At 69.2% G+C, this 12,630-nt stretch carries 10 protein-coding genes; 5 read left to right on the top strand and 5 right to left on the bottom strand.

The window, feature by feature from the left end; genetic code table 11:
• The 4 genes from O3Q52_RS36565 to O3Q52_RS36550 form a co-directional block, all read right to left on the bottom strand.
• Positions 1-1,600: glycoside hydrolase family 13 protein (locus O3Q52_RS36565; RefSeq protein WP_269652919.1), on the bottom strand; the 1,600-nt coding region annotated here is incomplete at its 3' end.
• A 264-nt stretch (positions 1,601-1,864) separates the two neighbouring features.
• On the bottom strand, positions 1,865-2,776 hold the full coding sequence (locus O3Q52_RS36560) for a sugar ABC transporter permease (RefSeq protein ID WP_055611145.1): 912 nt from the start codon (positions 2,774-2,776) through the stop codon (positions 1,865-1,867).
• 13 nt (positions 2,777-2,789) lie between these two features.
• The gene (locus tag O3Q52_RS36555) at positions 2,790-3,794 is read right to left on the bottom strand and encodes a carbohydrate ABC transporter permease (protein WP_189838267.1); all 1,005 of its coding nucleotides are present in this window, start codon (positions 3,792-3,794) and stop codon (positions 2,790-2,792) included.
• 125 nt (positions 3,795-3,919) lie between these two features.
• Entirely contained in the window at positions 3,920-5,194 is a 1,275-nt protein-coding gene (locus O3Q52_RS36550) for an extracellular solute-binding protein (RefSeq protein WP_269652918.1), read from the bottom strand.
• Between the two features lie 509 nt (positions 5,195-5,703).
• Here O3Q52_RS36550 and O3Q52_RS36545 point away from each other — a divergent pair.
• The 3 genes from O3Q52_RS36545 (at position 5,704) to O3Q52_RS36535 (ending at position 7,960) form a co-directional block, all read left to right on the top strand.
• Positions 5,704-6,738: a LacI family DNA-binding transcriptional regulator gene (locus O3Q52_RS36545; RefSeq protein WP_269652917.1), complete on the top strand. Its 1,035-nt coding sequence runs from the start codon at positions 5,704-5,706 to the stop codon at positions 6,736-6,738.
• 98 nt (positions 6,739-6,836) lie between these two features.
• Positions 6,837-7,709, top strand: a complete 873-nt coding sequence (locus O3Q52_RS36540) for a phosphatase PAP2 family protein (RefSeq protein WP_269652916.1) — start codon at positions 6,837-6,839, stop codon at positions 7,707-7,709.
• Positions 7,710-7,732: 23 nt separating this feature from the next.
• Entirely contained in the window at positions 7,733-7,960 is a 228-nt protein-coding gene (locus tag O3Q52_RS36535; protein ID WP_269652915.1) for a hypothetical protein, read from the top strand.
• 141 nt (positions 7,961-8,101) lie between these two features.
• Here O3Q52_RS36535 and O3Q52_RS36530 read toward each other — a convergent pair whose 3' ends face one another.
• Complete coding sequence (locus O3Q52_RS36530; protein ID WP_269652914.1) at positions 8,102-11,107, bottom strand: bifunctional [glutamine synthetase] adenylyltransferase/[glutamine synthetase]-adenylyl-L-tyrosine phosphorylase; 3,006 nt, start codon at positions 11,105-11,107, stop codon at positions 8,102-8,104.
• A 307-nt stretch (positions 11,108-11,414) separates the two neighbouring features.
• Here O3Q52_RS36530 and O3Q52_RS36525 point away from each other — a divergent pair, with 307 nt between their 5' ends.
• Both O3Q52_RS36525 and O3Q52_RS36520 read left to right on the top strand, forming a co-directional pair.
• Positions 11,415-11,930 carry a pyridoxamine 5'-phosphate oxidase family protein gene (locus tag O3Q52_RS36525; protein ID WP_269652913.1) on the top strand — a complete coding sequence of 172 codons (516 nt, stop codon included), beginning with the start codon at positions 11,415-11,417 and terminating at the stop codon, positions 11,928-11,930.
• Between the two features lie 67 nt (positions 11,931-11,997).
• Positions 11,998-12,438 (top strand): VOC family protein, encoded by a 441-nt coding sequence (locus O3Q52_RS36520; protein WP_269652912.1) that lies wholly within the window; start codon positions 11,998-12,000, stop codon positions 12,436-12,438.
• Positions 12,439-12,630 lie beyond the last annotated feature (192 nt).

Genomic DNA, 12,630 nt, shown 5'->3' with positions numbered 1-12,630 from the left:
TGCAGACGAACGCCCCGCGGCGGAAGGCGAGTACGCCCTCGGGCGCATTCAGCCACTCGACACGGTCGCCCGCGCCGAGGTCGGCCTGCTCGCTCCGTACGGCGAGCGCGGACCGGTACAGCTCAAGGGTCGAGCCGGCGACACCGCTCTGCGCCTCCACGCTCAACTCGCCCCAGCCGGACGGCTGGGGCAGCCAGCTGCCACCGCCGCCGAAGCCGTACGACGAGCCGTCCCGGGTCCACGGGATCGGCACCCGGCACCCGTCGCGGAAGCCGTCCTGGCCCGCGCCCCGGAAGTACGCCGGGTCCTGGCGCACCTCGTCCGGCAGGTCGACGACGTCCGGCAGGCCCAGCTCCTCGCCCTGGTACAGGTACGCGGACCCGGGCAGCGCGAGCATCAGCAGCGTGGCCGCCCGCGCCCGGCGCAGGCCCAGCTCACGGTCTCCGGCGGTACGGATCTGGGTGCCGAGCCCGGGCGGGTTGGCGAAGCGGGTCGCGTGCCGGGTCACGTCGTGGTTGGACAGCACCCAGGTGGCGGGCGCGCCCACGGGCCGCATCGCGTCGAGGGTGCGGTCGACACAGGAGTGCAGCTCCGCGGCGTCCCAATGGGTGCTCAGATACTGGAAGTTGAAGGCCTGGTGCAGCTCGTCGGGGCGCACGTAGTTGGCGGTGCGCTCGATCGTCGGCGTCCACGCCTCGGCCACGAAGATGCGCCCGCCCGTCTCCCACCCCCGCCCTTCCAAGGAAGGCCCTTCGGGCCCTCTCTTATTTCCCGCGTACTCGTCGAGGACGATCCGCCAGGCCCGGTAGACCTCGTGGACGCCGTCCTGGTCGAAGAACGGCATGACATCGTTGCCCAGCAACTTCACCTGGTCGTGGGACCCCAGGTCCGGCAGACCGTCCGCCTTGACCAGCCCGTGGGCCACGTCGATACGGAAACCGTCGACGCCCATGTCGAGCCAGAACCGCAGGATCGAGCGGAACTCGTCGCCGACGGCCGGGTGGTCCCAGTTGAAGTCGGGCTGCTCGGGCGCGAAGAGGTGGAGATACCACTCGCCCGGGGTACCGTCCGGCTCGGTCACCCGCGTCCAGGCGGGACCGCCGAAGATGGACTCCCAGTCGTTGGGCGGCAGTTCACCGTTCGCGCCCTTGCCCGCACGGAAGTGGTAGCGCTCCCGCAGCGGCGAACCCGGCCCCTCCGCGAGGGCCCGCTTGAACCACTCGTGCTGGTCCGAGGAGTGGTTGGGCACGAGGTCGACGATGATCCGCAGGGCGAGGTCGTGGGCGTCACGGATCAGCGCGTCGGCGTCGAGCAGGTTGCCGAACATGGGGTCCACGGCCCGGTAGTCCGCCACGTCGTAGCCGGCGTCGGCCTGCGGCGAGGCGTAGAAGGGGCTGAGCCACACGGCGTCCACGCCGAGGTCGCGCAGATACGGGAGTCGGGAACGTACGCCCTCCAGGTCGCCCATGCCGTCGCCGTTGCTGTCGGCGAAGCTGCGCGGATAGACCTGGTAGATCACCGCGTCGCGCCACCAGTCGCGACGGTCGGCGACAGTGGCGAGAGCGGAGGTCGGGGCCGGGTCGGCGGAGTGCTGGCTCATAACATCCTTGAGACGTAACAGAGTTCGGTCATGGAGTCGCCGTAGCGGCGCATGTCTTCTTCGCTTGTGGGACTGCTGATGTGGAACTGCTGACGAGGCGGCCGCGGTGTCAGCGGGGTCTGGGGGTCCCCCCGGCCGGAGGCTGGGGGAGGACACCGCGACCGCCACCCGCGCCCCTTCAGGGGCGCGGGGAACTGCGCGATCAGCCACGACGGCGCCGCAGCCGATCGACGGCGGACACATCGCGGCCCTCGCAGCGGAGCGTCACCCCTTCGTACCGCCGGCGGTCAACCCGGTCACCAGGTTCTTCTGCACAAGGTAGAAGAACGCGGAGACCGGAATCGCCACCAACACCGCCGTGGCCGCCATGAGGTTGCGCTGCGCGTCGTGCTCGCTGACGAAACTCTGCAGACCGACGGCGAAGGTGTACTTCGTGTCGGACAGCATGAACGTCGAGGCGAAGGCGACCTCACCGAACGCGGTGATGAAGCTGTAGAAGGCGGCGACGGCGAGGCCCGGCTTGGCGAGCGGCAGGATCAGCCGGAAGAACGTGCCGAAGGGCGAGAGCCCGTCGACGCGCCCGGCCTCGTCGATCTCGAAGGGGATGGTGTCGAAGTACCCCTTGAGCAGCCAGGCGCAGTACGGCACGGCGGTCGAGCAGTAGACGAGGATCAGGCCCAAGTAGTTGTCGATGAGCTGGAGTTCCGAAAGGATCTCGTACATCGGGACCATCAGCACGGCGACCGGGAACATCTGGGTGACGAGCAGGACCCACATGAACTTCTTGTAGCCGGGGAAGCGCATGCGGGAGACCGCGTAACCCGTCGTGGCCGCGACCAGGACGCCGATGACGGTCGTGCCGAGCGACACGAGGAGCGTGCTCCACATCCAGTCGAAGAACGGCGTGTGCTGCAGCACGAACGAGTAGTTGTCGAACGTCATCTTGCCGAGGATGTCCCCGGGGTGCAGGTAGTCGTCCTTGTCCGGGCCGAGGGACAGATAGACGAGCCAGGCGATCGGGAAGAGCGCGATCAGGCTCGCGACGACGAGGATGCCGTGCGAGGTCAGGGAGCCGGCGAGGCTGCGCTCGCCGCGCCGCGGCCCCTTGCCCGCCGGTGCGGTGTCCGCGGGGTCCCGGTCCGCCGGGGCGGGGGACGTGACTGTGGTGGTGCTCATGGGGACTCCTGCCTCAGATCGCGAGCTGCTGCTCATTGCGGGCCAGCCAGCGGCGGTAGACGGAGGTGAAGACGATCAGGATGGAGAGCAGCAGCACGCCGTACGCGGCGGACTGCGCGTAGTCGCGCGGCTGCTGGCCGAAGCCCAGTTGGTAGGCCCAGGTCACGAGGATCTGCGCGTCCGGCGCGGTGTCGCCGAAGAGCAGGAAGATGATGGCGAACTGGTTGAACGTCCAGATGATGCCCAGCAGTACGACGGTGGAGCTGACCGACCGCAGCCCCGGCAGGGTCACGTGCCGGAAGCGCTGCCAGGCGTTGGCCCCGTCCATCTCGGCGGCCTCGTACAGGACGCCGTCGATGGACTGCAGGCCGCCGAGCAGCGAGACCATCATGAACGGCACACCGCACCAGGTGTTGACCATGATCGCGGCGAACCGCTGCCAGAAGGTGTCCTCCAGCCAGAGCGGTGTGGGCAGATGCACCGCGTCGAGCATGGAGTTGATGACGCCGCCGTCGGCGAGCATGAACCGCCAGCCGAAGACGGTGACGAAGGTCGGCACCGCCCACGGCAGGACCAGGATGAGCCGGTAGAAGGTCCGGCCGCGCAGCTTCTGGTTGAGCAGCAGCGCGAGGCCGAGGCCGATGACGTAGTGGAGCAGCACGCACAGCGCCGTCCACACGATCGTCCAGATGAAGTGCGACCAGAAGCGGTCGTACGCGGTGGGGCCCCACAGGATGTCGGCGTAGTTGTCCAGGCCGATGAACTTGTAGGTCGCGTCGATGTGGTTGACGCCGATCGTGCGGGCCGAGTTGAGGCTCGTGGCGTCGGTGAACGTCAGGTAGATGCCCCGCGCCAGCGGATAGAGCACCAGTACACCGAGCACGACGACGACCGGGGCGATCATCGCGTACGCGTACCAGTACCGCTGGTACGAGTGCTTCATGCGCTGGAGCGGGCCGGGGCGCGGAGCCCGCTCACCGCGGCGCTTGCCGGTCGCGCGGTCGATGACGACTGTCATGGTTCGACACCTTCTGGAAAATCAGGGGTTGGGCGCACGTTCTGGAGACACGGCCGGTGGCCGCCGGATCCGTCCCCCCTGACCCACGTCTCGCGGGGGCCGGGCGGATCCGACGGCCACACGGGTCACTTGCTGAAGTCGGGCACCAGCTTGGCGATCGCGGTCTCCGCGTTGCCCAGGCCCTTGTCCAGCGACTCCTTGCCACCGGCGATCTTGAGCAGTTCGGTGTCGAGCGGACCCCACAGCGAGCTGTACTCGGGCAGCGCCGGGCGCGGCTGGGCGGCGGAGAGCACGCCCTGGTAGCCGGCGATGCCCGGGTCGGCCTTGACCTCGGTGGTGTAGGCGTCGTCGCGCGTCGGCAGCGTGGAGTTCTTGAGGGCGATCGTCTCCTGGGACTTCGCCGAGGTCATGAACTTCACGAACTTGAGCGAGGCCTCCTGGTGGGCCTTGTCCGAGCCCGCGTAGACGGAGAGGTTGTGGCCGCCGGTCGGGGCGCCCGCCTCGCCGCTGGAGCCGGCCGGGACCTTGGCGATGCCGAGGTTGCCCTTGTCCTTGAAGGCCGAGCCCTTGTAGAAGTTCGTGATCTCCCACGGGCCCTGGACGATCGCGGCGACCTTGCCGCTGACGAACGCGTCCTGGATGCGGGCGTACGCGTCCGCGGTGGTGTCGGCCTTGTGCAGGCCGTTGCCGTCGAAGAGGCCCTGCCAGGTCTTGTAGGCCTTCTTGGCCTCGGGCGAGGCGACGGTGATCTTCTTGGCGTCGGCGTCGACCGTGTCGGTGCCCTCGCCGTAGAGGAACGACTGCGCGTAGTAGGCCTGGGTGGAGCCCCAGTAGCCGTCGACGCCGGTCTTCTTCTTGATGGTGCCGGCGTCGGTCTTGAGGTCGGCCCAGGTGGCGGGCGCCCCGTCGATGCCGGCCTTCTCGAAGAGGGCCTTGTTGTAGACGAGCGCGAGGGTGTCGGTGACCAGCGGCACACCGTACGTCTTGCCGTCGTACTTGGCCTGCTCGATCAGGCTGGGCTGGAACTTGCCCTGGTCCGCGAGGGCCTCCGTGCCGTCGAGCGGCAGGAAGAAGCCCTTCTTGGCGAACGCGGGGGTCCAGCCGACCTCGGAGCGCAGGATGTCCGGGGCGCCCTTGGAACCGGCGGCGGTGTCGAACTTGTTCTGCGCCTGGTCGAACGGCACGTTGACGTACTTGACCTTGATGCCCGGGTTGGCCTTCTCGAATTCCTTCGCGAGGGCCTTGTAGACCGGTGCCTCGTTGGTGGCGTTGGACGTGTCCCACCACGTGATGGTGACCGGGCCGTCCGCCTTGCCACTGTCGTCGCTGTCGCCGCCGCAGGCCGTCGCCGCGAGGGCGAGGGACGCCACCAGTGCGGTGGCCGCTATGCCACGCCGCATGAGTTCTCCTTGAGGGTGAAAGCCCGTGTGCTTGAGGGAACGGCCCCGTCCGCCGTCCCCACCGACTCTCCGACCGCACCGTTGCCGCCGCCGGGCGACGTGAACGTAACAGCGATGTAAGCGCCGCGAAAGACCTTGCAGCAAAAAAGTGCAAGACCGGCAGACAGTTACCCGGGCGTGACCTCTTCTCGACCGTCCTGAGCCTTGATTCATGGGCATTCACCGGGAACGGGACCACTGTGCAAGACTCTGCAAGCTCTTGCCATACCCGTCGGTCACGGGGATCATCGCCCCGGCGGCGCCTTGCAGGAACCACCCGATCCCGCAGGCGTACACAGCGTGTACGCGACGGACACAGCCCGGATTGCCGACCGAAGTACCGACCGCAGTGCCGACCAGAATCACGAGGGAACGCGATGACGCAGCAGCCCCGAGCGGGCCGATCAAGTGCCCGCACCCGTCGTTCGTTCGGTGGGCAGGGCGAGACCCGGCCGGTACAGTCCAGTCCTGTGACCACACGGCTTGCCGACATCGCAGCCCAGGCGGGGGTGAGCGAAGCGACCGTCAGCCGCGTCCTGAACGGGAAGCCGGGCGTCGCCGCGACCACCCGCCAGTCCGTTCTCGCCGCGCTCGACGTACTGGGCTACGAGCGGCCCGTGCGGCTGCGGCAGCGCAGCGAGGGGCTCGTCGGGCTGATAACCCCGGAACTGGAGAACCCGATATTCCCGGCCCTGGCCCAGGTCATCGGCCAGGCGCTGACGCGGCAGGGGTACACGCCGGTCCTCGCGACCCAGACTCCGGGCGGCTCCACCGAGGACGAGCTGACCGAGATGCTGGTCGACCGGGGCGTCGCCGGCATCATCTTCGTCTCCGGACTGCACGCGGACACCTCCGCGGACATGCAGCGCTACGAGCAGCTGCGCGGCCAGGGCGTGCCGTTCGTCCTCGTCGACGGTTTCTCGCCAAAGGTGCAGGCGCCCTTCATCTCGCCGGACGACCGGGCCGCGATGGCGCTCGCGGTCACCCACCTCGTCTCGCTCGGTCACACCAACATCGGGCTCGCGCTCGGCCCGAAGCGGTTCGTGCCGGTCCAGCGGAAGATCGAGGGCTTCGTCCGCACCATGCAGGACCTGCTCGGGCTGGCCACGACCGACATCGAAGAGCGTCTGGTCCAGCACTCCCTGTACACGCTGGAGGGCGGCCAGGCGGCCACCGCGGCGCTCATCGACCGTGACTGCACGGCCATCGTCTGCGCGAGCGACATGATGGCGCTCGGCGCCATACGGGCCGCACGGCAGCGCGGTCTCGACGTCCCCAAGGACATCTCCGTCGTGGGTTTCGACGACTCCCCGCTGATCGCGTTCACGGACCCGCCCCTCACGACGGTCCGCAAGCCTGTCCCGGCCATGGGCCAGGCCGCGGTACGTACGTTGCTGGAGGAGATCGGCGGGACACCCGCGCCCCACAGTGAGTTCGTGTTCATGCCGGAACTGGTGGTGCGGGGTTCCACGGCTTCGGCTCCTGGGGACCGAAATCGTACGTAAGCATGAGTGCCCCACATACTCCGGGTGTAGAACGTGCGGGCAGGACCCACCCGAGGGATGATCGGTGGGGAAGGGCTTATCTGGCAGACTCTGTCTCTATGGGTGAGAGCACCGTGACGACACTGGAAGGCCAGGAGCAGGCCGCACACCAGCCCGTCGCGGACGAGGCGAACAGCCGCGCGGGACGAGGTTTCCTGCGCCGCCTGCGTACGCCTCGCCGCCCCCGGCTCTGGTTCGAGATCCTGCTGATCGCGGTGAGTTACTGGACGTACTCACTGATCCGCAACGCGGTTCCCGAGCAGCGGGCGAAGGCGCTGGAGAACGCCGACTGGATCTGGAAGGTCGAGCACCGCCTCGGCATCGCCGTGGAGGAGTCCGTCAACCACGGCGTGAACTCGGTGACTTGGCTGATCGTCGGCATGAACTACTACTACGCGACGCTGCACTTCGTGGTGACGCTGGGTGTCCTGGTGTGGCTCTACCGCAGCCACCCGGGCCGTTACGCGGCGACGCGCATGGTCCTCTTCGCCACCACCGGTGTGGCCCTGGTCGGCTACTACCTGTATCCGCTGGCACCGCCCCGTCTGATGAACGGCAGCGACTTCATCGACACGGTCGTGGTCCACCAGACCTGGGGCTCCATGGCTTCCGGCGACCTGAAGAACATGTCGAACCAGTACGCCGCGATGCCGTCCATGCACATCGGCTGGTCCCTCTGGTGCGGCCTCACGATCTTCGCCCTGGCCTCGGTCCCGTGGGTCCGCGTCCTCGGCCTGCTCTACCCCACGCTGACCCTGGTGGTCATCGTCGCCACGGCCAACCACTTCTGGCTCGACGCGGTGGGCGGCATGATCTGCCTGGCCTTCGGCTACACAGTGGCAAGGCTCTGGTACGGATCGCTACCGTACGCGCTGCCGCAACTGGTCCCGGAGACGCCGCGGAAGCGGTCATTGCTGCCGACGAAGGCTTAGGCCTCCCCGGGGGGCCGGGTCCGTTGCGGTTGGGCGCCCTGGTCCTCAACGAGTCCACGGGCCCCCGCATCTGGGCAGGCATGGCAGTGGTCCTGACCGGCGTGGCGATGACCCGCACCCGCAGGACGTCAGAAGGGGACGCGACGGGGTGTCCGCCCGCAGCGGCCGGCGCGTCCGCGCCGGTCACCCTTCTCAAGGCCACCCAGTCGCGCCAGACCGAGGACGGATACTCCGCCGCGTCCCCGCCCTGAAGCGAACCGGCGCCCGACCACAACCCGCAGAATCCGCGACGGCCCGAACCACACCAGGGGCGCGGGACTGTGACATTTTGCGGCTCCGCCGCGTGGGCGCGACATGCCCCCACTGACCCGCATCCGAGTAGGCAACCCCGGCTACCGGTCACCGGCCCCATAGAACAACTCCTCGACAACGGCCCGAGCCCGCCGAGTAGTACGCCGATAGTCATCGAGCATGTCCCCCACATGCCCCGGCCCATACCCCAAGTACCGCCCCACTGCAGCGAGTTCACGCCCGTCGGAAGGGAACGTATCCCCCGCCCGCCCCCGCACCAGCATCACGGCATTGCGCACCCGCGTAGCCAGAACCCACGCCTCGTCCAGCGTCGAAGCATCCTCGCCGGAGATCAACTCCGCCGCGCAGGCCGCCGCAAGAGCCTCCCGCGTACGAGTGGTCCGCAGCCCGGACTCCTCCCACCCGTGCCGCAACTGAAGCAACTGAACGGTCCACTCCACGTCGGACAGCCCACCCCGACCCAGCTTGGTGTGCAGCGTCGGGTCCGCCCCGCGAGGCATCCGCTCGGACTCCATCCGGGCCTTCAACCGCCGGATCTCCCGCACGGCATCCTCGCCAAGCCCCTCCGCCGGATACCGCAACGGATCAACGAGCTCGATGAACCGCTGCCCCAACTCCTCGTCCCCGGCCACGACTTCGGCCCGAAGCAAGGCGTGCGCCTCCCACACGAGAGACCACCGGCGGTAGTACGCCTCGTACGACTTCAGCGTCCGCACGAGCGGCCCGGACTTCCCCTCGGGCCGCAGATCCGCGTCGATCAACAACGGCGGATCGGCACTGGACACCTGCAACAGCCGCCGCATCTCGGAGACCACGGAATTCGCGGCCCTAGAGGCCTCCTGCTCGTCGGCCCCTTCCCGGGGCTCGTGCACGAACAGAACATCCGCATCGGACCCGTAGCCCAGCTCGTGCCCCCCGAAGCGCCCCATCCCGATGACCGCGAACCGGGTGGGCAGGGTGTCCCCCCACCCGTCCCGCACCACGGCCCGCAGCGTGCCCGCGAGCGTCGCCGCCGTCAGATCCGAGACGGCCCCGCCGACCAGATCCACCAGCGCACCCTGGTCGGCGTCGGCCGGCGTCTCCTCGGTCCCGTAGGACTTCACGATGTCGATGGCGGCCGTACGGAACAACTCCCGGCGCCGCACGCCACGCGCGGCGGTGACCGCGGCCTCGCCACCACTGGCGCGCCCGACGGCCGCGAGGATCTCCTGTTCCAGATGGGCCCGGCTGCGGGGTTCGAGCCCGCCGCCGTCGCCGTCGCCGAGCAGCGCCACGGCCTCGGGTGCCCGCATGAGAAGGTCGGGCGCCAGCCGCCCGGCGGACAGCACCCGGGCGAGATTCTCGGCAGCGGCCCCTTCGTCCCTCAACAGCCGCAGATACCAAGGGGTCTTGCCCAACGCGTCGGACACCTTGCGGAAGTTGAACAGCCCGGCGTCGGGGTCGGCGGAATCCGCGAACCACCCCAACAGAACAGGCAGCAGGGTCCGTTGGATGGCGGCCTTCCGGGAAACCCCGGAGGCGAGCGCCTCCAGATGCCGCAACGCGGCGGCCGGATCGGCGTACCCCAACGCGACCAGCCGCTCCCGAGCCGCGTTGGTACTCAACCGGCTCTCGCCGGGCGCGAGTTGGGCGACGGCGTCGAGCAACGGCCGGTAGAAGAGCTTCTCGTGCAGCCTCCGCACCACGGAGGCGTGCCGCTTCCACTCCCGGTTCAGCTCGGCGATGGGGTCGGTGCGCAGCCCCAACGACCGCCCGATACGCCGCAGATCGGCGTCCTCCTCGGGCACGAGATGCGTACGCCGCAGCCGGAAGAGCTGTATGCGGTGCTCCATGGAACGCAGGAACCGGTAGGCGTCCTCGAGCAGCACGGCGTCGACGCGCCCCACGTACCCGCCCGCGGCCAGCGCCTTCAAGGCGTCCAGCGTGGTCCCGCTGCGCAACGACGTATCGGCCCGTCCGTGCACCAACTGCAGCAGCTGCACGGCGAATTCGACGTCCCGCAGACCGCCGGGACCGAGCTTCAGCTCGCGCTCGATCTCGGCCACGGGGATGTTCTCGACCACCCGTCGCCGCATCTTCTGCACGTCGGGGACGAAGTTGTCCCGCTCGGCGGCCTGCCAGACGAGCGGCGCGAGCGTGGCGACGTACGTCTCGCCCAGTTCGACGTCGCCGGCAACGGGCCGGGCCTTCAACAGGGCCTGGAACTCCCAGGTCTTGGCCCACCGCTGGTAGTAGGCGAGGTGGCTGCTGAGCGTCCGGACGAGCGGCCCGTTCCGCCCCTCGGGCCGGAGATTGGCGTCGACGGGCCAGATCGACCCCTCCACCGTGGTCTCGGAACAGACCCGCATCAGATGCGAGGCCAGCCGGGTGGCGGCCCGCAGCGCCTTCCCCTCGTCGGCCCCGTCGACGGCCTCCCCGACGAAGATGACATCGACGTCGGAGACGTAATTGAGCTCGTGTCCCCCGCACTTGCCCATGGCGATCACCGCGAGCCGGCACATCGCGGCGTCCTCGGGCGCGGCCGCCCGGGCGATGGAGAGCGCGGCCCGCAGGGTGGCGGTCGCGAGATCGGCGAGCTCGGCGGCGGTCTGCGCGACGTCGGTCGTCCCGCACACGTCACGCGCGGCGATGGACAGCAGGCACCGCCGGTAGGCGACCCGCAGTGTCACGGGATCGGAGGCCTCGGCGAGCCCGCGTTCGAACTCCGCGGTGCCCGGGTGCAGGTCCTGCGGCTCGTACATCACGAGGGCCTGCCAGTCGAGCGGATGCCGCGCGAGGTGGTCGCCGAGCGCGGCGGACGCGCCGAGCACCCCGAGCAGCCGGTCGCGCAGCGGCTTGGCCGCGATCAGAGTGTCGAGCAGCTCGCGCTGGGCCGTGTGACCGTCCTGCGCCTCGACGAGCCGTACGAGCCCGAGCAGTGCCAGGTCCGGATCGGCGGTGGCTCCGAGCGCGTCGAGCAGCACCGGATCGTTCCGTATCGGCGCGAGCTCCGCGCTCTCCATGAGCCGTTCCGCGGCGGACGGATCGGTGAAACCGTGCCGCAGCAGCCGCGAGAAGGTACTGCTCCTGCGCCCCGGCGCCATCATCCCCGGCCTCCTGTTCCTCCCACGGGATCAAGGTCTTACGGCCCTGAGCCTAACCGGAGAGCCTGAGGGAAGCGCCTGGACGCGGGTCAGCGGTTTCAGCGGGCCACGACCATCGTGGCCGGTCGGCGCGGGTCCACGAGCACGTCCGGTCTGCCGGCTGCGGCGAGCGGATGTTCCCGAGGCGGAGGTCCTGTGACCGGCCGCCGGCCCACGTGGTGGCCGCCGGACCGATGAGTTCCGTCGGCGGGCGGGGTCTGTCCTCGTGAGGAATCATCCAGACATCCGCCAGGTCGCAGGAGGAGAGCTCATGGAACCACGGGCCGAGCTGGACGCCCGCTACAGCGACGAGACCGCCACCGCACGCCCCTGGTCCGAGGCCGAGGCGCTGCTGGCCGAGTCCGAGCTGTTCTGGATCTCGACCGTACGCCCCGACGGACGGCCTCACGTCACGCCGCTGCCGACGGTGTGGTCGGACGGCGCGCTGCACTTCTGCACCGGGCCCGAGGAGCGCAAGGCGCGCAACCTCGCGCTGAACCCGAGCGTCGTACTGACCACAGGAACCAACACCTGGAACAAGGGGTACGACCTCGTGGTGGAGGGCGAGGCGGTCCGGGTGTCCGACGACGACAGGCTGCGCGCGCTGGCCGGGGCATGGGAGGGCAAGTACGGCAGTTTCTGGCACTTCGAGGTCGCCGACGGGCACTTCCACCACGGCGCCGGGAAGGCCCTTGTCTTCTCGGTGGCGCCCGGGACCGTTTTCGGCTTCGGTAAGGGAGAGCCGTTCAGCCAGACCCGCTGGCGGTTCGACGGACGCAGGACCTGAAGGCACAGCGCACGCGACACCACTACGACAAACGCCTAAGACAATGCGTACGACAAAGGAGTCGTTCATGGACATGGCCCTTGAAGTGATCACGCTTCCCGTCACCGACATCGACCGGGCGAAGGCCTTCTACCAGGACAAGGTCGGATTCCACGTCGACATCGACACCGAGGTCATGCCGGGCGCGCGCGTGGTCCAGCTGACACCCCCCGGTTCCGGCTGTTCGATCGCGCTCGCCGACGGTGTGCCCATCCCGACGGGAACACCGCAGCCGGGCACGTACCACGGCCTGCAGCTGGTCGTGGCGGACGCCAAGGCGGCCTACGAGGAACTGACCGCCCGCGGCCTGGAGGTCAGCGAGCCCGTCCAGTACGCCCCCCAGGACGGCGGCACCTTCATGCACTTCACAGACCCGGACGGCAACGGCTGGGCCATCCAGGAATTCCGGGAGCGCGCCACAAAGCCCCTCCACAAGCTGATGACGGACCTGGCCGAGCAGACCCCGTGACGGACCCCCTCACCGGCTGACCCCACGGTCAGAGATCGTCGGGGAGGATCCGGAAGTGGGTGTGCGTGCCGGAGTGGTCGGCCCAGGTGCGGTGGCACGGGGTCGTGGAGCCCGCGCGCCCATCTCCGACCCGGACGGCAGCGCGCTCCTGGTGGTGAACGCCTTCGCCGACGGCGGCACGCTGATGCGAGA

The sequence above is a fragment of the Streptomyces sp. ActVer genome, assembly GCF_027270795.1.
Classification (GTDB): domain Bacteria; phylum Actinomycetota; class Actinomycetes; order Streptomycetales; family Streptomycetaceae; genus Streptomyces; species Streptomyces umbrinus_A.
This window is presented reverse-complemented; position numbering and strand designations above follow the sequence as displayed.

Excerpts from the sequence above, each read along its gene's own strand:
- O3Q52_RS36560 (WP_055611145.1), bottom strand. The coding sequence starts at position 2,776 with ATGAGCACCACCACAGTCACGTCCCCCGCCCCGGCGGACCGGGACCCC.
- O3Q52_RS36555 (WP_189838267.1), bottom strand. The coding sequence starts at position 3,794 with ATGACAGTCGTCATCGACCGCGCGACCGGCAAGCGCCGCGGTGAGCGG.
- O3Q52_RS36550 (WP_269652918.1), bottom strand. The coding sequence starts at position 5,194 with ATGCGGCGTGGCATAGCGGCCACCGCACTGGTGGCGTCCCTCGCCCTC.
- O3Q52_RS36540 (WP_269652916.1), top strand. The coding sequence starts at position 6,837 with ATGGGTGAGAGCACCGTGACGACACTGGAAGGCCAGGAGCAGGCCGCA.
- O3Q52_RS36530 (WP_269652914.1), bottom strand. The coding sequence starts at position 11,107 with ATGATGGCGCCGGGGCGCAGGAGCAGTACCTTCTCGCGGCTGCTGCGG.
- O3Q52_RS36525 (WP_269652913.1), top strand. The coding sequence starts at position 11,415 with ATGGAACCACGGGCCGAGCTGGACGCCCGCTACAGCGACGAGACCGCC.
- O3Q52_RS36520 (WP_269652912.1), top strand. The coding sequence starts at position 11,998 with ATGGACATGGCCCTTGAAGTGATCACGCTTCCCGTCACCGACATCGAC.